We start from the raw sequence: 22907 nt of genomic DNA on the forward strand, positions 1-22907 counted from the left end.
GAGCGCAGCTCGCGATGCGCCGCGCGGGCGGCGCTCGATCTCACAGGCGCTGAAGATGCTCCGGCTACCCTTGCCAGAAACCATAGAATCTCCCACAGGAATGCCACAAGGTCGGGAACCGAGGATACTCTGTGGGAGCTGGCTTGCCAGCGATGGGCTGCGCAGCAGCCCTGATCAATTCACTTGGCGCAAGTCTGCTCAGCCAAGGCCACCGCACGGAACATCGCCCGGCGCTTGTTGATGGTTTCTTCCCACTCCAGCGCCGGCACCGAGTCGGCAACGATACCGCCGCCTGCCTGCACATGCAGCTCGCCGTCCTTGATCACCGCCGTACGAATGGCAATGGCGGTATCCATGTTGCCATTCCAGGCGAAGTACCCCACGGCACCGCCATATACACCACGCTTGACCGGCTCCAGTTCGTCGATGATCTCCATTGCTCGGATCTTCGGCGCCCCCGAAAGGGTACCGGCCGGCAGGATCGCGCGCAGTGCATCCATCGCCGTCAGCCCTTCGCGCAAGTGGCCGGTGACGTTGGAAACAATGTGCATGACGTTGGAGTAGCGCTCGATCACCATCTTCTCGGTCAGGCGCACGCTGCCCGTGGAGGTCACCCGGCCGACATCGTTGCGGCCCAGGTCGATCAGCATCAGGTGCTCGGCGATCTCTTTGTCGTCCGACAGCAGGTCGTCTTCCAGCGCACGGTCGGCCTCTTCGGTTGCGCCACGCGGGCGGGTACCGGCAATCGGGCGCACGGTGACCAGGTTGTCCTCGACCCGCACCAGCACTTCTGGCGAGCTGCCAACCACGTGGAAGTCGCCAAAATTGAAGAAGTACATGTAAGGCGTCGGGTTGAAGCAGCGCAAAGCGCGATAGAGGTCGATTGGCGCCGCCTTGAAGTCGATCGACATACGTTGTGACGGCACCACCTGCATGCAGTCGCCCGCCAGGATGTATTCCTTGATGCGGCCAACGGCGCTTTCGTAGTCCTCACGGGTGTAGCTGGAGCGGAATGCCGGCTCGGCAGCCTGCGGGCCGCTCAGGTCCAGGCCTCGGCGTGGGGTAATAGGCTGGCGCAGGGTTTCCAGCAAGCCTTGCAGGCGCGCCTGGCCTTGCTCGAAAGCCTGATCTTGCGCAGGGTCTACCAGCACGATGGCGTGCATCTTGCCGGCCAGGTTGTCGAATACCACGACCGCGTCCGAGACCATCAGCAGAATGTCGGGCACACCCAGCGGGTCTGGGTTCGGGCTGGCCCCCAGGCGCTTTTCCACATAGCGCACGCAGTCGTAGCCAAAGTAACCGACCAGGCCACCATTGAAACGTGGCAGGCCGGGAATGTCGGCGACCTTGTAGCGCTCCTTGAACGTCTCGACAAAGGCCAGCGGGTCTTCGACATCGTGGCGTTCAACCTCGACACCGTCCTGCAGGATGCTGACGTGATAGCCGTGCACCCGCATCACCGTCCTCGAGGGCAGGCCGATCATCGAGTAACGGCCCCATTTCTCGCCGCCCTGCACCGATTCGAGCAGGTACGAGTTGGCTTGGTCGGCCAGCTTCAGGTAGATCGACAGCGGCGTATCGAAGTCGGCCAGGGTTTCGCAGGCCAGGGGAATGCGGTTATAGCCGGCAGCAGCCAGGCGCAGGAATTCTTCGTGGTTCATGAGTAGCCTCGTGGCAAGCAGCAATGGGTCAGGCAAACGGACGGGCCGGCACGTGCCGGCAGGCTGAAGTCAGGCGCGCCAACGCCAACGGGCCAAGGCCTTGATGACTTTCATCCAGAATTTGCCAGTAACCGCCACGGTGGACTCTCTGTCTGCTGAGGCTTGAAGGTCCGCCAACGTTATCCCAGTGGCCGGGTCTGCGCAACCGGGCAGCAATGCACGCAGATCGTCGATCACCAGGCTTGGCGACTCGTCCTTGATGGGCCGGCCATGGTTGTAGCCGTAGGTCAGCCCCACGCACTGCACCCCGGCCGCCTTGGCCGCCTGCACGTCGCTGCGCGAGTCGCCGACAAACAGCGACTGTTGCGGGCTCACGCCCGCCATTTGCATGACGAACAGCAGCGCCGCCGGGTCGGGCTTTTTCTGTGGCAGGGTGTCACCGCCGATGATCCAGCGGAAATACCGGCCGATCTTCATCTGGTCCAGCAAGGGCGCGACGAAGCGCTCCGGCTTGTTGGTGATCAAGGCCATTTCCACGCCCTGCTTGTGCAGCCAGCGCAGGGTGTCCTTGACCCCGGGGTAAACCACGGTGAGCTCATGGCTTTCGGCATAGGCTTCCATGAACAGCGCCAAGCCCTGTTCAGCCAGCGCATCGTCCACGGTTTCATGCTCGATGCCACCGGCCAGGGCGCGGCGCACGAGCACCTGGGCGCCATTGCCGACCCATTGGCGTACCGCCTCAAGGCCAGCAGGCGGGCGCCCCAGTTCGAGCAGCATGCGGTCCACGGCGGCGGCCAGGTCAGGCACGGAATCGATCAGGGTACCGTCCAGATCGAACATCACCAGCCTGGGGAGCGTCCCCGGAAACAGCTGCTCGAAGCCACTCATGGGCGAGCCTGGGCCAGTTCGGCGCGCATTTTGGCGATGACTTCCTGGTAGTCCGGGGCATTGAAGATCGCCGAGCCGGCCACGAACGTGTCGGCGCCAGCGGCAGCGATCTCGCGGATGTTGTTGACGTTGACGCCACCGTCGATTTCCAGGCGGATATCCCGGCCACTGGCGTCGATCAACGCACGCGCTTCACGCAGCTTGTCGAGTGTGCCAGGGATGAACTTCTGCCCGCCGAAACCCGGGTTGACGCTCATCAGCAGCACCATGTCGATCTTGTCCATGACGTACTTCAGGGCGTCCAGGCTGGTGGCCGGGTTGAACACCAGGCCGGCCTTGCAGCCGCCGTCCTTGATCAGTTGCAGCGAACGGTCGATGTGCTGCGAAGCTTCCGGGTGGAAGGTGATGTAGGTGGCGCCGGCTTCGATGAAGTCGCCGATGATGCGATCGACCGGGCTGACCATCAGGTGCACATCGATCGGGGCGGTGACGCCATACTTGCGCAGGGCAGTGCACACCATCGGGCCGATGGTCAGGTTGGGAACGTAGTGGTTGTCCATGACATCGAAGTGGACGATGTCGGCACCCGCCGCCAGTACCTTGTCGACATCCTCGCCCAGGCGGGCGAAATCGGCAGAAAGAATGGAGGGGGCAATAGCGTAGGGCTGCATGGCGCACCTGTTGGCAGAATCACGGTGGCGCGCATTGTAACTCAGGGAAAGGCGTGAGGGCTGATTGGCATCAATGGGTGTCGACCAGTGACCAAAAGCCTTGTAGTGCCTGTACGGGCCCTATCGCCGGTAAGCCGGCTCCCACATGGGATCTCCACAGGCTTCTGCATCGCATGACTCTTGTGCAGAACGCTGTGGGAGCCGGCTTGCCGGCGATAGGGCCCGTACAGCTACTGAAAAATCAGCCAGGCTGCTGGGTTCTCAGCTTCTCGCTACGCCCGCGCAGCCACTCCAGGGTCAGCAGCAGGATCACCGAAAACGCAATCAGCAACGTCGCCGCCGCAGCGATGGTCGGGCTCAGGTTCTCGCGAATACCGCTGAACATCTGCCGCGGCAGGGTCGCCTGCTCCGGGCCGGCGAGAAACAGGGTCACCACCACCTCATCGAACGACGTGGCAAAGGCGAACAGCGCCCCTGAAATCACCCCGGGGGCGATCAGCGGCAGGGTCACCCGGCGGAAGGTCAGCAGGGGCGAAGCGCCCAGGCTTGCTGCCGCGCGCACCAGGTTGTAGTTGAAGCCCTGCAAGGTTGCCGACACCGTGATGATGACGAACGGCACGCCCAGCACCGCATGCACCAGAATCAGCGAGGTGAAGCTGTTGCCCATGCCCAGCGGGGCAAAGAACAGGTAGCTGGCCACCCCGATGATCACCACCGGCACCACCATCGGCGAAATCACCAGTGCCATCACCAGCGACTTGCCGGGAAAATCACCGCGGGTCAGGCCGATGGCCGCCAATGTGCCGAACACCATGGCCAGCACCGTGGCCGCAGGGGCAACGATGATGCTGTTCTTCAGCGCCCGCATCCATTCGGCCGAGTTGAAGAAGTCCTGGTACCACTGCAACGAGAAGCCCTGCAGCGGGTACACCAGGAAGCTGCCACTGTTGAACGACAAGGGCACGATCACCAGCACCGGCAAGATCAGGAACAGCAGGATCAGGCCGCAAAGAATGCGCAGGCTGTAGAACCACACCCGCTCCACGGGCGACATGTAAGGGCTCAGCATGACAAGGCTCCTCAGCTCAGGCGCAGGCGGCTGGCGCCGACCAGCCAGCTATAGATCAGGTACAGCAGCACGGTCGCCAGCAGCAACAGCCCGCCCAGTGCGGTGGCCATGCCCCAGTTGATGCTGGTGTTGGTATAGAAGGCCACGAAGTAGCTGACCATCTGGTCGTTCGGGCTACCCAGCAGTGCCGGGGTGATGTAGTAACCAATGGCCAGGATGAATACCAGCAGGCACCCGGCGCCGACACCGGCATACGTCTGGGGGAAGTACACCCGCCAGAAACTGGCGAACGGGTGGCAACCCAGCGAAATCGCCGCGCGCATGTAGCTTGGCGAAATGCCTTTCATCACGCTGTACAGCGGCAGGATCATGAACGGCAGCAGAATGTGCACCATCGAGATGTACACGCCGGTGCGGTTGAACACCAGTTCCAGCGGTTGGTCGATGATGCCCATGGCCATCAGCGCACTGTTGATCAGCCCGCCCGACTGCAGCAGTACGATCCACGCTGCCACCCGCACCAGGATCGAGGTCCAGAACGGCAGCAACACCAGAATCATCAACAGGTTGCTCTGCCGGGTCGGCAGGTTGGCCAGCAGGTACGCCAGCGGGTAGGCCAGCACCAGGCAAATGGCGGTAATCACCACGCCCATCCACAGGGTGCGGGCAAAGATATCCAGGTAAATGGCCTGGTCCGGGGTCGCCTTGGCCAGTTCGCCAAGGTCATCAATACGGTGGTCCAGCGAAGCCAGCAGGTAGAACGGGGTCAGCGTGCTGGTGTTGCGGCGGATCGCCTGCCAGTAGGCCGGGTCGCCCCAACGTTCGTCCAGGGCCTGCAGGGCATCCTTGTAAGAGGCGGGCTCGGTCTTGAACGGCAATGCGCGCGCCGTCTTGGCCAGCAGGCTGCGGTAGCCGGCCAGTTCCATGTTCAGGCGTTTGGACAGGTCGCCCAGGGTCTGGTTCTTGCGTGACTCGGCCAGGTCCTGGCTCAGCGCCTTGTACACGTCCTCGCCAGGCAGGCTCTTGCCGTCCCACTGGCTGATGACGTCGACCGTGCGCGGCAGGCCACCGACCACCTCCGGGTTGCCGACGCTCTTGTACAGCAGCGCCGCGATCGGCACCAGGAACACCAGCAGAAGGAACAGCGCCAGCGGCGCGATCAGCGCTTGCGCCTTCCAGCGGTTGACCCGCTCGGCATGCTTGAGGCGCTGCTTCAGACTTTGACCTGCGCCTTCTTTGAGTGGCACTGCAATGGCCATGGCAAACTCCGCGATACGAACTGAAATTGGGGCCGCATGGCGGCCCCTTGCGCTGGTCGGTTACTTCTTCGCCGCCCAGGCGTTGAAGCGTTGCTCCAACTGCTCGCTGTTGTCGGCCCAGAAGGCCACGTCGATCTGCACCTGGTTGGCAATGTTCTCAGGCGTGGTCGGCATGTCTTTCTTCACCTCGTCCGACAGCAGGCTCACTGCCTTGGAATTGGCCGGGCCGTAGGCGATGTTCTCGGAGTAGATCTTCTGCTGCTCAGGCTGCACGCTGAAGGCGATGAATTTCTTCGCCTGGTCGGCATCCTTGGCACCTTTCGGGATGGCCCAGGCATCGAAGTCATAGATGCCGCCATTCCACACCACCTTGAGGTTGCTTTCCTTCTGCACCGCCGCGATGCGGCCGTTATAGGCCGAGCTCATGACCACGTCACCCGAGGCCAGGTACTGAGGTGGCTGGGCACCTGCTTCCCACCACTGGATGCTTGGCTTGAGTTCGTCGAGCTTCTTGAAGGCGCGGTCAACGCCCTCCTTGGTACCCAGCACCTGGTAAACGTCCTTGGGCGCCACACCGTCGGCCATCAGGGCGAATTCCAGGGTGTACTTGGCACCCTTGCGCAAGCCGCGCTTGCCAGGGAATTTCTTGGTGTCCCAGAAGTCGGCCCAGCTGGTCGGCGCGGTCTTGAGCTTGTCCGCGTTGTAGGCCAATACCGTGGACCAGACGAAGAAGCCCACGCCACAAGGCTGGATGGCGCCCGGCACGTAATCGGCTTCGTTGCCGAACAGGGCGGGGTCGAGCTCTTCGAACATGCCCTCGTCACAGCCGCGGGCCAGCTCTGGCGACTCTACCTCCACCAGGTTCCACGACACGCTCTTGGTATCGACCATGGCTTTGACCTTGGCCATTTCGCCGTTGTACTCGCCTGCGACGATCTTGCCATGCCCGGCCTTTTCCCACGGCTCGTAGAACGCCTTGACCTGGGCGGCCTTGTTGGCACCGCCGAACGAGACCACGGTGAGGTCTGCGGCCATGGCCTGGCCGGCGGTGAACAGCCCCAGGGCCAGGGCGGTCAGTTTCAACTGCTTACGCATTCTTGTTCTCTCCACAGTACAGGGTTGGTGAAGCAATCCATCAATGGGCTTCGGCAATCGGATCGAGCGCGCGGGCGTGCTCCACCTCCCAGCCCAGCGGTACCACATCGCCCACGGCCAGGGCCGGGTCGAGTTCGGCAATGGGCTGTTTCACGAAGAAATCGCCCTTGCCGCAAACTTCCAGGCGCACCCGCACGTGGTCGCCCAGGTAGATGAACTCCGCCACCCGGCCCGAGAAGCGGTTCGCGCAGCTTTCGCTGTGGCCGTTCAGGCGTACCCGCTCGGGGCGGATGGACAGGGTGACCGGTTCGCCGGCCTGGCCGACATTCACTGCCAGTGCCTCGATCCGCTCGCCGCGCGGCAGCTGCACCTGGCAGCGCTTGCCGTCGCTGGCCAGCAGCGTGCCGTTGAGGCGGTTGTTCTCGCCGATGAAATTGGCGACGAAGGTGTTGCAGGGTTCCTCGTACAGCGTGCGCGGGTCGGCGATCTGCTGGATCTCACCCTGGTGGAATACCGCCACCCGGTCAGACATGGTCAGCGCTTCGCCCTGATCGTGGGTCACGTACACCACGGTCACCCCCAGGCGCTGGTGAATGTGCTTGATCTCCATCTGCATGTGCTCACGCAGCTGTTTGTCCAGTGCCCCGAGCGGCTCGTCCATCAGCACCAACTGGGGCTCGAACACCAGCGCCCGGGCCAACGCCACGCGCTGTTGCTGGCCGCCAGAAAGCTGGCCGGGGTAGCGCTTGGCAAAGGCATCCAGTTGCACCATGTTCAGCACGCGCTTGACCCGTTCGCTGATATCGGTCTTGCTTAAATTGCGCACGGTCAGCGGGAAGGCCAGGTTTTCCGCAACCGTCATGTGCGGAAACAGCGCATAGTTCTGGAACACCATGCCGATATCACGCTTGTGCGGCGGAACATTGTTGATCGAGCGCCCGGCCAGGTGGATTTCCCCGGCGGTGGGGGTTTCGAACCCTGCCAGCATCATCAGGCTGGTGGTCTTGCCGGAGCCAGAAGGGCCAAGCAGGGTGAGGAATTCGCCCTTGCGGATATCCAGGTTAAGGTCTTTGACGATCAGCGACTCGCCGTCGTAGCTCTTCTGCACACCACGGAAGCTGACCAGCGTTTCGCTGGTTGCAGCGTTCGACTTCGCCTCGCTCATGCCTGCACCTTCTTGTTGGATGACTGCGTGGGCAAAGCGTAAAAGAGGCGCAAGCGCCGGAAAATCGGGGGTGCTGAGAGAATGCCATCATCCGGATGGAAGATTTGATGTAGGGATTGCCCTACAAGGATGGCGCGTTCAGAACAGCCTTGCCCCTGGGGGGCTGCCTTGTGTCGCGATGGTGCGCGCAGCGGCCCCAGAATTCCCGCTGCACCGCAGATACCGCCGGGGTCGCAATCAGACCAGCTTGTGCTCCATGGCGTACTTCACAAGCTCCGCCAGCGAGTTCACCTTCAGCTTCTGCATCAGCCGCGCCTTGTGTGTACTGATGGTCTTGCTCGACAGCGCGAGTTGCTGGGCAATGTCATTGACGTTGGCGCCCTGGGCCAGGCGCTCGAACACGGAAAACTCCCGCTCCGAGAGCAGGGTGTGCAACGGCCGCGACTCGGTCAGGCCCACTTCGAACACCATGCGGTCAGCCAACGCCGGGTCTATGTAGCGCCCGCCAGCAGCCACCCGGCGAATCGCCGTCAGGAGTAGGGCCGGGTCACTGTCCTTGGTGGCATAGCCCGCCGCACCGGCCTTCAGCGCCCGCGCGGCCATTTGCGCCTCGTCATGCATCGACAGCATCAGGATCGCCGGCGCGTCGAGCAGCGCGCGAATCCGCGGGATCGCCTCCAGCCCGCTCACGCCCGGCATCGAGATATCCAGCAGCACCACTTCGCACGGCGTATGCCGCAGGGTCTCGAGCAACTGCTCGCCATTCCCGGCCTCCCCCACCACCTGCATGTCCTTGGCCAGGCCAATCAACTGCTTGATGCCTTCACGGACAATGGTGTGGTCTTCGGCTACCAGCACTCGAATCACATTTGCTCTCCTACTCCAACGGTATGGCCACGCTCAGGCTGGTGCCCTCGCCCGGCTGACTGTCCAGCACCATGCTGCCGCCCAACATCAGTACCCGCTCGCGTACGCCGACCAGGCCAAACGAGGTGGGCCGGGGCTGCTCACGGCAAAAGCCCTGGCCATCATCACTGACTGTCAGGCGTAACTGCCCGCCCTGATGAACCAGCTCGATTTCCACGCTGTGCGCCTGGGCATGGCGCATCACATTGGTCAACGCCTCCTGCAGAATGCGGAACAGCCCGGTGGCCTTGGCGTCACTCAATGCTGGCAGATTATCCGGTACCTGCACCAGGCAGGGTATTTGCGTACGGGCTTCGAAGCGCCTGGCCTGCCACTCGATGGCCGAGGCGATGCCCGCGTCGAGAATCGGCGGGCGCAGGGCAGTGGCCACATCACGCACCAACTGGAACAACTGGGCGATCAAGCGCTTCATGCTGGCCAGGCGCTCGTTAAGCCCCGGGTCGAGCTCGGCAAACGCCAGCTCGCACATCGACACTTCCAGCTTGAGCACGGTCAGCATCTGCCCCAGCTCATCATGCACTTCGCGGGCGATGCGGGCCTTCTCTTCCTCACGCACGCTTTCCAGGTGGGCCGACAGCTCGCGCAGCTGCTCCTGTGACTTGGCCAGCGCCAGTTCGGCGCGCTTGCCCTGGGTGATATCCCACACCACGCCGTCCCATACCACCTGACCGTTGCCCAGGTGTCGGGTACTGGCCTTGATGTCGGCCCAGCGCTGTTCACCCTGGCGGGTGAGAATACGCCCCTGCCAGGACCAGTCCTGGTCGCTGGCCAGGGCCAGGTCCTGGACCCGGTGGTAATCGGCGCGGTCATCGGGGTGTACCAGGTTGCGCAGGCCCATTTGCGGGTGCTGGATCTCGCTGGGCGTATACCCGACCAAGGCCTCGCTGCCTTCACTGATATAGGGGAACTCCAGCTCGCCCTCGGCCGGGTCCCGCTCCAGGCGGAACACCAGCCCCGGCACGTTGCCGGCAATGCCCTTCAGCCGCGCCTCGCTTTCGCGTAAAGCCGCCAAGGCCCGGTGCCGTTCGGTAACGTCGGCCAGGTACACCACCAGGTACTCCGAGTCGCGAAAGCGCAAGAAGCTCAACGACAGCTCGACCGGCAGCAAGCTGTGGTCCGCGCGCTTGCACTGCGCCTCGAACTGGCCGACACCGCCAGCCCCGGCGCGGGCGCCTTTCCACAGCTCCAGCCAGCGGTCCATGCTCAGGCTCGGCTCGAAGTCGCTCAGCGGCCGCTCCAGAAGCTCGCCGTCGGCATAACCGAGCATGCGTTCAGCGGCGTGGTTGGCGTACCGGACATGGCTGTCCCAGTTGACCCACAGAATACCCACCGTACTCTGGTCAATCGCGAACTGGCTCAGGCGCAGGGCCTCTTCACGCACCTGGCGCTCCACCAGGCTTTCCCGCGCAGCCAGCAGGCTGCGCTCCAGCTGGCGCTGTTGCCGGCGTTGCCACACCAGGGTAGCCAGGGCGCACAACAGCAGCAGGCCGAACAGCAGCGCCAGGTTCTGCCAGAAACCCGGCGACTCGCTCAGGCGCGGGTACTTGGGCTGCAACCAGCGCTGGTGCAGTTGCTCCAGCTCCTTGGCAGGCAGGGCCTGCAAGCCTTGTTCGAGCACATCGGCCAACACCGGCCAGTCACGCCGCGAGCCCAGCCGCAGCAACTGCGGCAGGCCAATATCGCCCACCACGGCCAGCTCACCGAACTCGCTCTCGCGTGACAGGCGGCTGAGTTGCGCCTCGTCCAGCACGGCGAAGCTGGCCTGGCCGCCCACCACCAGCTGCAAGGACTCGCGCTCGCTGGGCACCCCCTGCAGGTTCAGGTTGCTGTAGTTACCGCGCAAGTACTCTGCCAGTTGGCTGGGCATGCGCACGGCCACGCGCTGCTCGCGGTCGAGCTTTTCCAGCTCCACCGCCATGGCCCCGGTGCGTGGCCCTACCACCAATTGCGGCACGCGCATGTACGGGTCGCTGAACAACCACAGGCGCAGGCTGGCCGGGGTTTGGGTAAGGCCGGGGGCGAAGTCGATTTCGCCGTTCTGCAGGGCATGCTCCAGGCTGGCCTGGTCACTGAAATGGCGCCAGGTCAGGTCCAGGCGCAGCACGTGTGCCAGGTTGCTGACCAATTCGACGTTGGCGCCGTACAACTGCTGCAGGCGCCGGTCGAACTGAGCATAGGGTGCTTGCAGCACCAGGCCCACACGCAGGCTGCGGTGCGCGTCCAACCACTGCTGCTGGGCCGGCTCGAGCGCAACAGTGGCCGGCGCCTCGGGCCGGGCAAAGGCAATCAAGGGCAGCCACAAGCAGCCGATAACCAACAGGCGACGCACTCGCTTCATCTATACGCTCGTCTTGGCAAGGTGGCCATGCAGCATGGCCGTCACGGGCAAATACTATTAGGCTGCCGGTATCATTCTGGCCTTGGGTTGACGCATGTCCACACTTTATCGCACGACGCTGGCAATGTGCTGCCTGGCTTCGCTCCTGCCACTCGGCGCCTTGGCCGCCGATGCCGAAACACCGCCGGCGGCCAATGCGGCACCGGCAGCCGAAACACCGCGCCCGCCGCTGCTCGAGCGCAGCCAAGAGGATGCCCTGGCACTCGAGCGGCTGGTACCCAAGGCCGAGCAACAGACGCTACAGGCAGGTGCCGACAGTTTCCTGGCGTTGTGGAAGCCGGCCAACGACAGTGATCCGCAAGGTGCCGTGATCATCGTGCCGGGTGCCGGCGAAAACGCCGACTGGCCAAATGCCGTTGGCCCGCTGCGGCAAAAATTCCCGGATGTCGGCTGGCACAGCCTGAGCATAAGCATGCCTGACCTGCTCGCCGACAGCCCGCAAGCCCGGGTAGAAGCCAAGCCCAAGGCCGCAACGGACCAAGCCCAGGGTGAGCGTGCACCGGTCAAGGATGTGCCAGCCGACGCCAATGCCAATGTCGCCCAGGCCACCGCCGCCGATGCCGACACCGCAGAAAGCACCGATGCCGAACTGGCCAGCGAACAGAGCGACCCGGCCGATGCCGAGCGGATTTTCGCCCGCCTGGATGCTGCCGTGGCGTTTGCCCAGCAGCGCAATGCCCGCAGCATCGTGCTGATCGGCCATGGCAGCGGTGCGTACTGGGCTGCCCGCTACCTGAGCGAAAAACAGCCGCCGCAGGTACACAAGCTGGTCATGGTGGCGGCGCAGACGCCGGCGCGCGTGGAGCATGACCTGGAAAGCCTGGCGCCGACGTTGAAGGTGCCCACCGCCGACATCTACTACGCCACCCGCAGTGCTGACCGCAGCGCCGCCGCGCTGCGCTTGCAGGCCAGCAAGCGGCAGAAAGACAGCCAGTACCGGCAGTTGTCGCTGATCGCCATGCCAGGCAACCAGGCCGCCGAACAAGAGCAGTTGTTCCGCCGCGTGCGAGGCTGGATGAACCCGCAAGGGTAAGATTGCCCCCACAGGTAGGCCACAATATTCAGGCGTTGTGTATTACCTGTGGGAGACTCTATGGTTTCTGGCAATGGCATCAGGGTTGCCGGGTGCTTGCCGCAGCATCTTCAGCGCCTGTCAGATTGAGCGCCGCCCGCGCGGCGCATCGCGAGCTGCGCTCGCTCCTACGTTTGTTTCGGGCCAATTATGCCTGGGGGATTTGCGCGCGAACGCCTTGGCGCATGCCTCAATATCGCGTCGTATGAATCAGGCGGTCGCGCGCGCCCCTCACAGGCCTCACTGGCCCGAAACGAACGTAGGAGCGAGCGCAGCTCGCGATGCGCCGCGCGGGCGGCGCTCGATGTCTCAGGCGCTGCATATCTTCTGACAAACACCTGCCAGCCCTGCTGCGATCCCTGGGGCTGGCTTGCCGGCGATGAGGCCCTCAAAGGCCCCGCCGCTTGCGGATCATGGCATAGGCCTGGTGCAACTCCCGCGTGCGCTCGGTTGCTTCACGCACCTGTGCCTCGCTGGCGCCGGTGCCTGCCAGCTTGTCCGGGTGATGCCGGCTGACCAGCCGGCGATACGCCTGTTTGACCTTGTCAGCTTCGGTGTCCGCCTCTACCGCCAGCAAGCGCAACGCCGCCGCATAGGTCATGGCCAACCCTTCCGGCCGGGCAGCCCTGCGCGGCTCGTATTCCACCGACATGGCCTGCACCTGGCGCCGGCTCAGGCCCAGCTTCTGCCCCCAGTCCAGCAGCAGCTCACGCTCCTTGTTGCCCATCTTGCCGTCGGCCCAGACCATGCGCCAACAGGCGCGCAAGGTGCCTTCGGCCGCATGCGGCTGTTCGCGAATCCGCCGCAAGTGGCCGCCTAGCCGGTCCTTGCCGGCCTTGCCACGGTTGAACGCCTTGATGGCGCGCAAGCGGGCCGGCTCCGCCAGGTCCAGCCGCGACATTTCCTGACGCGCCTGCTGGATATGCTGCTCGGCCACCCGGCCATCGCTCTTGGCCAGGCGCCCCAGCATCACGAACAGCAACTCATCGTCAGCCAGCGCCGGACGCCCGCTCAGGCGGTCGCGCATGTCATCCCAGCCCTGCAGGCGCAAGCGGCGGTCGAGGGCCTGGCCGAGCAGCAGCCCCAACAGCGCCCCGGGGATATTGGCCACGGCAAAGCCCGCGCCAGCGCCAATCAGTGTGCCTGGCCACCACATGTCAGGCGCGCTCGCCGATCAGCCGCTCGGCCTCGGCCAGCCGCTCGAGCGTGCCGACGTCCACCCAGTGCCCGCGGTAGTGCTCGCCCGTGACCCGGCCAGCCGCCATGGCCTGGCGCAACAACGGCGCCAATTTGAAGGCACCAGCCTGGCAACCCGCGAACAGCGCCGGGTGCAAGACCGAGATACCACTGAACGTCAGCGTACCCGGCGCGTCGTCGCCATCGACCACCTGCCCGTCCGCCAGGCGGAAGTCGCCACGGCCATGGTGGCCAGGGTTATCGACCAGCACCAGGTGCGCCAGGCCTTGCAGGGGGGCCTGCAGGCGGGTGAAGTCGTAGTCGGTCCAGACATCGCCGTTCACCAGCAGGAACGGATCGTCGCCCAGCAAAGGCAGTGCTTTGAAGATGCCGCCGCCGGTTTCCAGCGGCTCACCCTCCGGCGAGTAGCAAATGCGCAGGCCGAAGCGGCCGCCATCGCCCAGGTGCTCTTCGATCTGCTGGCCGAGCCAGGCATGGTTGATCACCACTTCGCGGACACCCGCAGCCGCCAGCGCACGCAGGTGGTACTCGATCAGCGCCTGGCCGGCGACCGGAACCAACGGTTTGGGGGTATGCAGCGTCAGCGGGCGCATGCGTTCACCCTTCCCCGCCGCCAGGATCATTGCCTTCATGCACGCGCTCCGGCTTGCAGCTCGGCAATCAGCTCACCCAGCTCCGCCAATTCGGGCCGGCGACCGATCACTTCTTCTATATAGGCGAAGAAACGCGGCACGTCGCCCAGGTAGCGCGGCTTGCCGTCGCGGTGGCAGATACGGGCAAAAATGCCGATCACCTTCAAATGGCGCTGCACGCCCATCAGGTCGCTGGCACGCTGGAACGCCTCGAACTCAGCATGAACCGGGATTCCGGCCGCCACTGCCCGCTCCCAATAGGCACGCAACCAGCCTTCGACGCGCGCCTGTGGCCAGCTGAGGAAGGCATCCTTGAACAGGCAGGTAATGTCGTAGGTGACCGGGCCGTACACCGCATCCTGGAAGTCCAGCACGCCAGGGTTCGGGGTGCTCTGCATCAGGTTGCGCGGCATGTAGTCGCGGTGCACCAGCACTTTCGGCTGGGCCAGGGCGCTGTCGATCAACAGTTGGCTGACGCGCTGCCAGGCAGCTTTCTGGCTATCGTTGAGGGCCAGGCCAAGCTCGCGCCCTACGTACCATTCGGGGAACAGTTCAACCTCGCGGCGCAGCAGGGCGTCGTCGTAGCTGGGCAACTGGGCGTCCATTGGCAGGCGCTGGAACTTCAGCAACGCCTCGATGGCGTCGGCGAACAGGCTGTCGGCATTGTCTTCATCAATGATGTCCAGGTATGTCTGGTGACCCAGGTCACCCAGCAGCAGGAACCCACGCTCCAGGTCCTGGGCGTGGATCTGCGGCACATTCACACCGGCGCTGGCCAGCAGGTGGTCGATGGCGACGAACGGTCGGCAGTTCTCCTGCGGCGGGGGCGCGTCCATGACCACGAAGCTGTGCCCAGCCCCCTGCCAGCGGAAGTAACGGCGGAAGCTGGCATCGCTGCTGGCCGCGGTCAGGCGGCCTTCGGGCACCTCGCCCCAAGCCTTGCTGCGGAAAAGGTCATCGAGCTGCTCGGCGAGCCAGACCGTCAGCTGTTGCAGGCGTACATCGTGTTCAGGCATTACAAGGGTCTCCGACGGCCCTAGCCGTCAAGCGGGTCATGCTTTATTATCCAGCATCTTTTTCAGACCATCGAGAGGCGTGCGGCCCCACACGCGGGCAGATGGCACGCAGGAAGCCCGGACTAATAAGATGGCATTGAAATCCCCCGCGTTTCGTAGAAAGTTTCCGTTGCTGGTCACCGGCGGTCTGCTGGCCCTGCAACCTCTGGCCACATCGTACGTGGTGGCAGCCGAGCAGTTTGACTGCCAAGTGTCCGCCGCCGGCGGCTGGGACTGCAAGCCCAAGACCCCAGCCAGCAACCTGCCGCCACGCCCGGTGCACGAAGGTGCCGCCGTCAGCGGCGGCACCGAAGCCGCGAGCGGAGGCGAAACTGCGGACCGGCCGGTGCTGGTCACCGAGGCCAAAGGCCGCGGCCTGAAGTCGCGCAGCGAAGACTACAGCCACCTCGACTGGGTGCCGCGTGAAAAGCTCACTGCCGCACAGCTGGCCGAAACCGGCCCGTACTGCGGTGGCGCCTACATCGAGCCAACTCGCCCAGGCATGGCCGACACCACGCCCAAGGATGAGTCGCCGACCTACATCAATGCCAAGGTGTCCAAGTACCAGCAGGAGCAGCAGATCGCTACCCTCGCCGGTGACGTGGTCATGCGCCAGGGCAGCATGCAGGCCGAAGCGGACGAGGCCAACCTGTACCAGGCCGAAAACCGTGGCGAGCTCAAAGGCAACGTCAAGATCCGTGACAACGGCTCGCTGGTAGTCGGTGACCAGGCACAGATTCAGCTCGACACGGGCGAAGCCCAGGTCGACAACGCCGAATACGTGATGCACAAGTCGCATATCCGCGGCAGCGCCCTGTACGCCAAGCGTGGCGAAAACGCCATCATCCGCCTCAAGGACGGTACGTACACCACCTGCGAACCGGGCAGCAACGCCTGGCAGCTGAAGGGCAACAACATCACCCTGAACCCGGCCACCGGCTTCGGCACCGCGACCAACGTCACCCTGCGGGTCAAGGATTTCCCGGTGTTCTACACACCGTACATCTACTTCCCGATCGACGATCGTCGCCAGTCCGGCTTCCTGCCACCTTCGTTCAGCAGCAGCAGCGACACCGGCTTCATGCTGGTCACGCCGTACTACTTCAACCTGGCGCCGAACTACGACGCCACGTTGTACCCGCGCTACATGACCAAGCGCGGCTTGCTGATGGAAGGCGAATTCCGCTACCTGACCAAGTCCAGCGAAGGCCAGTTCGGCGGCGCGTACCTGAACGACAAGAACGACGACCGCAAAGACCAGACGGACTACAAAGACCAGCGCTGGATGGTCAACTGGCAGCACAAGGGTGGCCTGGACGAACGCCTGATGACCGAGGTGGACTACACCGACATCAGCGACCCGTTCTACTTCCAGGACCTGGAGTCCGACCAGATCGGCGTGGAAAGCCGCGACGTGCTGAACCAGCAGGGCGCGCTGACCTACCGTGGCGACAGCTACACCGCGCGCCTGAACGTGCATGCCTACGAAATGGCGACCATTTCGCAGATCACGCCGTATGACCGCCTGCCGCAGCTGACCCTCAACGGTACCCTGCCATTCCAGCCAGGCGGCCTGAACCTGGGTTACGAGACCGAAGCGGTACGCTTCGAGCGTGACTTGAAGAACGACACCGTGTTCGACAAGGATGGCAACCTCGACCTCACAGCCGGGCCAGACGGTCGTCGCCTGGATCAGAACATTCAAGGCATCGAGCGAGCCAACGGCACGCGCCTGAATGTGGCGCCGTCCATCAGCTACCCGATGACGGCCAGCTACGGGTTCCTGACGCCCAAGCTGAAATATGCCTACACCCAGTACGACCTGGACCTCGACAGCAAAGGCAAGGCCGATGCAATCGCCCTGGAAGCTCGAAATCCAACCGCCTACGGCAGCTACGACAGCTCCGTAAGCCGCGATGTACCGATCTTCAGCGTCGACAGCGGCCTGTACTTTGACCGCAATACCTCGCTGTTTGGCAACAACTACCGTCAAACCCTCGAACCGCGCATGTTCTACCTGTACGTCCCGTACAAGGACCAGAAGGACATCCCGCTGTTCGATACTGGCGAAACCCTGTTCAGCTACGATTCGCTGTTCCGCGACAACCGCTTCAGCGGCACCGACCGCATCGGCGACGAGAACAAGCTGTCGCTGGGTGTCACCACCCGCTGGATCGAAGACAACGGCTTCGAGCGCCAGAACTTCAGCATCGGCCAGGCCTACTACTTCAAAGACCGCAAGGTACAGTTGCCGGGTATCGACTACCGCACCCGCAAAGACTCGCAGTCCGACGTGTCGCCATACGCCCTGGTGTACAACTACTACTTCAACCGCGACTGGCGCTTCAATTCGGACTTCAACTGGGACCCGGACAGCCACAGCACCCGCTCGGGCAGCGCGATGTTCCACTACCAGCCTGAAGACAACCCGAACAAGATCGTCAACCTCGGCTACCGCTACCGTAACGACACCATCGCCTACGACTCGACAACGGGTACCTGGAAGGTGGGCGGCGGTGACTATGGCACCCCAGGCGATCCGAACTACATCAAGGATTACTACAAGATCCAGCAGCACGATTTCTCGGTCATCTGGCCGATCGTGCCACAATGGAGCGTGATTGCCCGCTGGCAGCATGACTACAACCGCAACCGCACCCTGGAAGCCATGGGTGGTTTCGAATACGACAACTGCTGCTGGAAGCTGCGTCTGGTCAACCGGTACTGGATCGACTACGACGATTTCAGCCAGGCCCTTCCGCAGAACGAAAAAGGCGACCACGGTGTCTTCCTTCAGATCGTCCTGAAAGGCCTCGGTGGTGTAGTTGGCAACAAGGTCGAATCTTTCCTCGACCAAGGCATTCAAGGTTACCGTGAACGTGAAGACCAAGCTTATTGATCGACTGCGCCCAGTGCTGCTGGGCGTCGCTTTGCTGAGTGGCGCGGTGCATGCCGCGGTACAGCCGCTTGATCGCGTGGTGGCCATCGTCGACAACGACGTGGTCATGCAAAGCCAGCTGGACCAGCGCGTGCATGAGGTTCAGCAAACCATCGCCAAGCGCGGCGGCAGCGTGCCGCCCGCCGGCGCCCTGGAACAGCAGGTACTGGAACGCCTGATCGTCGAAAACCTGCAACTGCAGATTGGCGAACGCTCCGGCATTCGCATCACCGACGAAGAACTGAACCAGGCCATCGGCACCATTGCCCAGCGCAACGGCATGTCGCTGGACCAGTTCCGCGCAGCGTTGGCCCATGACGGCCTGTCGTTCGACGACGCCCGCGACCAGGTCAAGCGCGAGATGATCATCAGCCGCGTGCGCCAACGCCGCGTGGCCGAGCGCATCCAGGTGTCGGAGCAGGAAGTGAAGAACTTTCTCAACTCCGACATGGGCAAGATGCAGATGTCGGAAGAGTACCGCCTGGCCAACATCCTGATCCCCACCCCGGAAGCCGCCAACTCGGCAGACATCCAGAAGGCTGCACGCCAGGTGGGCGAGGTGTACCAGCAACTCAAGCAAGGCGCGGACTTCGGCCAACTGGCCATCGCCCGCTCCGCCAGCGAAAACGCCCTGGAAGGCGGCGAGATGGGTTGGCGTAAAGCGGCCCAGCTGCCACCAGACTTCGCCAAGATGCTCAGCAGCATGCCCGTGGGTGAAATCACCCAGCCGATCCGCATCCCCAACGGCTTCATCATCCTCAAGCTGGAAGAGAAGCGTGGTGGCAGCGAGAACGTGCTGCGCGACGAAGTGCACGTGCGCCACATCCTGATCAAGCCAAGCGAGATCCGCAGCGACGCGGCCACCGAGCAACTGGCCGAGCGCCTGTACGAACGCATCAAGAACGGCGAAGACTTCGCCGAACTGGCGAAAAGCTACTCGGAAGACCCGGGCTCAGCGCTCAACGGCGGTGACCTCAACTGGGTCGACCCGAACAGCCTGGTGCCCGAGTTCCGCGAGCAGATGGCCAACGCCCAGCAAGGCGTTGTGACCAAGCCGTTCAAAACCCAGTATGGCTGGCACGTGCTGGAAGTACTGGGCCGTCGGGCCACCGACAGCACCGAGCAGGCGCGTGAGCAACAGGCCCTGAACGTGCTGCGTAACCGCAAATACGACGAAGAGCTGCAAACCTGGCTGCGCCAGATCCGCGACGAAGCCTACGTTGAAATCAAGCTGCCTGGCGCCGACCAGGCCGCCCAGTGAAGCCCCTGCGCTTCGCCGTCACCCCCGGCGAGCCGGCCGGCATAGGTCCTGACCTGTGCTTGCTGCTCGCCGCAGACGCCCAGCCCCACCCCCTGATTGCCATCACCAGCCGTGACCTGCTCGCCGAGCGGGCCACCCAGCTGGGGCTGGCTGTCGACCTGTTGCCGGTTGCCCCGGGCCAATGGCCCGAGCAGCCAGCGCCAGCGGGCAGCCTGTATGTTTGGGATACACCGCTGGCGGCCCCGGTAACACCGGGCCAGCTCGACACGGCCAACGCCGCGTTCGTGCTGCAAACCCTGACCCGTGCAGGCCAGGGCTGCCTGGACGGGCACTTCGCCGGGATGATCACCGCCCCCGTGCACAAGGGGGTGATCAACGAGAGCGGCATCGCCTTTTCCGGGCACACCGAATTCCTCGCCGAACTGACCCAAACCGCACAAGTGGTGATGATGCTGGCTACCCGCGGCCTGCGCGTGGCCCTGGTTACCACCCACCTGCCGCTGCGGGACATCGCCGACGCCATCACTGCCGAGCGCGTCGAGCGGGTTACCCGCATCCTGCATGCAGACGTGCGCGACAAGTTCGGCATCACCGCCCCACGCATCCTGGTGTGCGGCCTCAACCCGCATGCCGGTGAAGGCGGCCACCTGGGCCGCGAAGAAATCGACATCATCGAGCCGACCCTGGCCCGCCTGCGCGCCGAAGGCATGGACCTGCGCGGGCCGCTGCCGGCCGATACCCTGTTTACCCCCAAATATCTGGAGCACTGCGACGCGGTGCTGGCGATGTACCACGACCAAGGCCTGCCCGTACTCAAGTACAAGGGTTTTGGTGCCGCCGTGAACGTGACCTTGGGCCTGCCGATCATCCGTACCTCGGTTGACCACGGCACCGCCCTGGACCTGGCCGGCAGCGGCAAGGTCGACACCGGCAGCCTGCGCGTCGCGCTGGAAACCGCCTACCAGATGGCCGAGAACCGACCATGAACGAGCAATACCAACACCGGGCGCGCAAGCGCTTCGGCCAGAACTTCCTGCACGACGCCGGCATCATCGACCGTATCCTGCGCGCTATCCACGCCAAGCCTGGCGAACACCTGCTGGAAATCGGCCCGGGCCAGGGCGCCCTGACCGAGGGCCTGCTGGGCAGCGGCGCGCAACTGGACGTGGTCGAGCTGGACAAAGACCTGGTGCCGATCCTGCAGCACAAGTTCGCTGACCGCAGCAATTTCCGCCTGCACCAGGGCGACGCCCTGAAGTTCGACTTCAACCAGCTGGGCGTCCCGCCGCGCAGCCTCAAGGTGGTGGGTAACCTGCCCTATAACATCTCCACGCCGCTGATCTTCCACCTGCTCAGCCATGCCGGGCTGATCCGCGACATGCACTTCATGCTGCAGAAGGAAGTGGTCGAGCGCATGGCCGCTGGCCCTGGCGGTGGTGATTGGGGGCGGTTGTCGATCATGGTGCAGTACCACTGCCGCGTGGAACACCTGTTCAACGTTGGCCCTGGGGCGTTCAACCCGCCACCGAAAGTGGATTCGGCCATCGTGCGGCTGGTGCCGCACGAAGTGCTGCCTCACCCGGCCAAAGATGCACAACTGCTGGAGCGGGTGGTGCGTGAAGCGTTCAACCAGCGCCGCAAGACACTGCGCAACACCATGAAGGGCCTGCTCGACAGCGCGGCCATCGAAGCTGCCGGCGTGGATGGCAGCCTGCGCCCGGAGCAGCTGGACCTGGCCGCCTTCGTGCGCCTGGCCGATCAGTTGGCCGATCAGCCCGAAGCCTGATTCGACCTGATCCGGCCTCTTCGCGGGCATGCCCGCTCCCACAGGTAAATCACCCACACAAATGGGGTGGAATCCTGTGGGAGCGGGCTTGCCCGCGAAGAGGCCAGCACAGGCAACACAAATCCCCAAGCCCTTCCACCGCTGGCCCTCCCCCCCGCCAATGGCCTAGACTGCATTATTGCGTCAGTTCGCCCAAGGCCCTTGCATGTCCGACCCCCGCTATCAAATCGACGTCAGCGTCGTGACCCGCTACCTCAAAGAGCAATCCGACCCAGAAAACAGTCGTTTCGCTTTCGCCTACACCATCACTGTGCAGAACAACGGCTCGCTGAAAGCCAAACTGCTGTCGCGCCACTGGCTGATCACCAACGGTGACGGCAAGGTCGAAGAAGTGCGCGGCGCCGGGGTGGTCGGCCAGCAGCCCAATATCGAGCCGGGCCAGAGCCACACCTACAGCAGTGGGGCTGTCATCAGCACCCGCGTAGGCACCATGCAGGGCAGCTACCAGATGTTTGCCGAAGACGGTAAACGTTTCGATGCCGAGATCGCCCCGTTTCGCCTGGCGGTGCCCGGGGCCCTGCACTGATGGCCACTTACGCCGTCGGCGATCTGCAGGGCTGCCTGCAGCCACTCAAATGCCTGCTCGAACACGTACGCTTCGATCCCGCCGTGGACCGCCTGTGGCTGGTGGGCGATCTGGTCAACCGCGGCCCCGAGTCACTGCAAACGCTGCGCTTTCTGTACTCCATGCGCCAGTCCCTGGTCTGCGTGCTGGGCAACCACGACCTGCACCTGCTGGCCGCCTGGCACAACGTCGAGCGCCTGAAGAAAAGCGACACCTTGCGCGAGATCATCGAAGCGCCAGATGCGGATCAGTTGTTCGACTGGCTGCGCCAGCAAAAGCTGCTGCACTACGATGAGGCGCGGGGCGTTGCCATGGTTCATGCCGGCATCCCGCCGCAGTGGACGCTCGGGCAAGCCCTGAAGCTGGCAGACGAGGTGGAACAGGTGCTGCGCGATGACACTCGCCTGAAGTTGTACTTGGATGGCATGTACGGCAACGAGCCGAACAAGTGGAGCAAGAACCTCACCGGTATCGAGCGCCTGCGGGTCATCACCAACTACTTCACGCGCATGCGCTTCTGCACCGCAGAAGGCAAACTCGACCTGAAAAGCAAGGAAGGCCTGGGCACCGCGCCCAAAGGCTACAAACCCTGGTTTGCCCACAAGGACCGCCGCTCGCGGCACGTGAAGATCATCTTCGGCCACTGGGCCGCCCTTGAAGGGCGCGTCGATCAGCCTGACGTCATCGCCCTGGACACCGGCTGCGTGTGGGGCGGCGCCATGACCCTGTACAACCTCGACAGCGGCCAATACCACCGCTGCGACTGCGCCGCCGGCGGCACCCTGCGCCAGCCGGCACAACCCACTACACTCAATGACCACACCTGAAGGAAGTAGTACCCATGAGCGAATTCAAGCGCATCCCTCCCGAGCAGGCCTTGGAGCTTCGCAAGCAAGAAGGTGCGGTCGTGGTCGATATCCGTGACTCGCAAGCCTTTGCTGCCGGCCACATTACCGGCGCCCGGCATCTGGATAACCATTCGGTTGCCGAGTTCATCCGCAATGCCGACCTCGACGCCCCCACCCTGGTGGTCTGCTACCACGGCAACTCCAGCCAGAGCGCTGCCGCCTACCTGGTAGGCCAGGGCTTCTCGGACGTGTACAGCGTCGACGGTGGTTTTGAACTGTGGCGCACCACCTACCCGGCCGAGACAGCCCAAGGCGCTGCCGAATAAATATTTTCATTTTTACTGCAGCCCGCGCCCTGCG

At 63.8% G+C, this 22907-nt stretch carries 20 protein-coding genes; 8 read left to right on the forward strand and 12 right to left on the reverse strand.

What is annotated here, in order from left to right; genetic code table 11:
- Positions 1–179: 179 nt before the first annotated feature.
- The 9 genes from trpE to EGJ22_RS20195 form a co-directional block, all read right to left on the reverse strand.
- Positions 180–1661, reverse strand: coding sequence for an anthranilate synthase component I (gene trpE / locus EGJ22_RS20155; RefSeq protein WP_029885956.1), 1482 nt, complete (start codon positions 1659–1661; stop codon positions 180–182).
- Between the two features lie 69 nt (positions 1662–1730).
- Positions 1731–2549 carry a phosphoglycolate phosphatase gene (locus EGJ22_RS20160; protein ID WP_029885955.1) on the reverse strand — a complete coding sequence of 273 codons (819 nt, stop codon included), beginning with the start codon at positions 2547–2549 and terminating at the stop codon, positions 1731–1733.
- A complete protein-coding gene (gene rpe / locus EGJ22_RS20165) occupies positions 2546–3220 on the reverse strand; it encodes a ribulose-phosphate 3-epimerase (protein WP_029885954.1) in 675 nt (224 codons plus the stop codon). Before rpe ends, EGJ22_RS20160 begins: the two co-directional genes overlap by 4 nt.
- A 241-nt stretch (positions 3221–3461) precedes the next feature.
- The gene (locus EGJ22_RS20170) at positions 3462–4289 is read right to left on the reverse strand and encodes an ABC transporter permease (RefSeq protein WP_029885953.1); all 828 of its coding nucleotides are present in this window, start codon (positions 4287–4289) and stop codon (positions 3462–3464) included.
- An 11-nt stretch (positions 4290–4300) separates the two neighbouring features.
- Entirely contained in the window at positions 4301–5548 is a 1248-nt protein-coding gene (locus EGJ22_RS20175; protein WP_029885952.1) for an ABC transporter permease, read from the reverse strand.
- A gap of 60 nt (positions 5549–5608) precedes the next feature.
- Complete coding sequence (locus EGJ22_RS20180; protein WP_029885951.1) at positions 5609–6643, reverse strand: ABC transporter substrate-binding protein; 1035 nt, start codon at positions 6641–6643, stop codon at positions 5609–5611.
- A gap of 40 nt (positions 6644–6683) precedes the next feature.
- Positions 6684–7808 (reverse strand): ABC transporter ATP-binding protein, encoded by a 1125-nt coding sequence (locus tag EGJ22_RS20185; protein WP_054906233.1) that lies wholly within the window; start codon positions 7806–7808, stop codon positions 6684–6686.
- A gap of 237 nt (positions 7809–8045) precedes the next feature.
- On the reverse strand, positions 8046–8675 hold the full coding sequence (locus EGJ22_RS20190) for a response regulator transcription factor (protein ID WP_009685247.1): 630 nt from the start codon (positions 8673–8675) through the stop codon (positions 8046–8048).
- Positions 8676–8685: 10 nt separating this feature from the next.
- Positions 8686–11073, reverse strand: coding sequence for a PAS domain S-box protein (locus EGJ22_RS20195; protein ID WP_029885949.1), 2388 nt, complete (start codon positions 11071–11073; stop codon positions 8686–8688).
- 94 nt (positions 11074–11167) lie between these two features.
- Here EGJ22_RS20195 and EGJ22_RS20200 point away from each other — a divergent pair, with 94 nt between their 5' ends.
- Positions 11168–12166: an alpha/beta hydrolase family protein gene (locus EGJ22_RS20200; RefSeq protein WP_029885948.1), complete on the forward strand. Its 999-nt coding sequence runs from the start codon at positions 11168–11170 to the stop codon at positions 12164–12166.
- Positions 12167–12593: 427 nt separating this feature from the next.
- On the opposite strand, the gene EGJ22_RS20205 is transcribed toward EGJ22_RS20200, so the two are convergent.
- From EGJ22_RS20205 to EGJ22_RS20215, 3 genes are read right to left on the reverse strand one after another with little or no spacing between them, the layout of a single operon-like run.
- On the reverse strand, positions 12594–13361 hold the full coding sequence (locus EGJ22_RS20205) for a TerB family tellurite resistance protein (protein WP_009685244.1): 768 nt from the start codon (positions 13359–13361) through the stop codon (positions 12594–12596).
- 1 nt (position 13362) lies between these two features.
- On the reverse strand, positions 13363–14034 hold the full coding sequence (gene murU, locus EGJ22_RS20210; protein ID WP_009685243.1) for an N-acetylmuramate alpha-1-phosphate uridylyltransferase MurU: 672 nt from the start codon (positions 14032–14034) through the stop codon (positions 13363–13365).
- Positions 14031–15050 carry an aminoglycoside phosphotransferase family protein gene (locus EGJ22_RS20215; RefSeq protein WP_029885947.1) on the reverse strand — a complete coding sequence of 340 codons (1020 nt, stop codon included), beginning with the start codon at positions 15048–15050 and terminating at the stop codon, positions 14031–14033. Before EGJ22_RS20215 ends, murU begins: the two co-directional genes overlap by 4 nt.
- A 130-nt stretch (positions 15051–15180) precedes the next feature.
- On the opposite strand from EGJ22_RS20215, the gene EGJ22_RS20220 reads away from it, so the two are divergent.
- The 7 genes from EGJ22_RS20220 (at position 15181) to glpE (ending at position 22873) form a co-directional block, all read left to right on the forward strand.
- Positions 15181–17988, forward strand: coding sequence for an LPS-assembly protein LptD (locus EGJ22_RS20220; protein ID WP_029885946.1), 2808 nt, complete (start codon positions 15181–15183; stop codon positions 17986–17988).
- Positions 17969–19288, forward strand: coding sequence for a peptidylprolyl isomerase SurA (gene surA, locus EGJ22_RS20225; protein ID WP_033690895.1), 1320 nt, complete (start codon positions 17969–17971; stop codon positions 19286–19288). Before EGJ22_RS20220 ends, surA begins: the two co-directional genes overlap by 20 nt.
- Complete coding sequence (gene pdxA, locus EGJ22_RS20230) at positions 19285–20274, forward strand: 4-hydroxythreonine-4-phosphate dehydrogenase PdxA (protein WP_029885944.1); 990 nt, start codon at positions 19285–19287, stop codon at positions 20272–20274. Before surA ends, pdxA begins: the two co-directional genes overlap by 4 nt.
- Positions 20271–21074, forward strand: coding sequence for a 16S rRNA (adenine(1518)-N(6)/adenine(1519)-N(6))-dimethyltransferase RsmA (gene rsmA, locus EGJ22_RS20235; RefSeq protein WP_029885943.1), 804 nt, complete (start codon positions 20271–20273; stop codon positions 21072–21074). The genes pdxA and rsmA overlap by 4 nt, the downstream gene beginning before the upstream one ends.
- Before the next feature lie 205 nt (positions 21075–21279).
- Entirely contained in the window at positions 21280–21660 is a 381-nt protein-coding gene (gene apaG, locus EGJ22_RS20240; RefSeq protein WP_029885942.1) for a Co2+/Mg2+ efflux protein ApaG, read from the forward strand.
- On the forward strand, positions 21660–22526 hold the full coding sequence (locus EGJ22_RS20245) for a symmetrical bis(5'-nucleosyl)-tetraphosphatase (RefSeq protein WP_029885941.1): 867 nt from the start codon (positions 21660–21662) through the stop codon (positions 22524–22526). Before apaG ends, EGJ22_RS20245 begins: the two co-directional genes overlap by 1 nt.
- Before the next feature lie 14 nt (positions 22527–22540).
- Positions 22541–22873 carry a thiosulfate sulfurtransferase GlpE gene (gene glpE, locus EGJ22_RS20250; RefSeq protein WP_009685234.1) on the forward strand — a complete coding sequence of 111 codons (333 nt, stop codon included), beginning with the start codon at positions 22541–22543 and terminating at the stop codon, positions 22871–22873.
- Positions 22874–22907: the final 34 nt, after the last annotated feature.

This window comes from Pseudomonas sp. p99-361, assembly GCF_003935475.1.
GTDB classification, from domain to species: Bacteria; Pseudomonadota; Gammaproteobacteria; order Pseudomonadales; family Pseudomonadaceae; genus Aquipseudomonas; species Aquipseudomonas juntendi.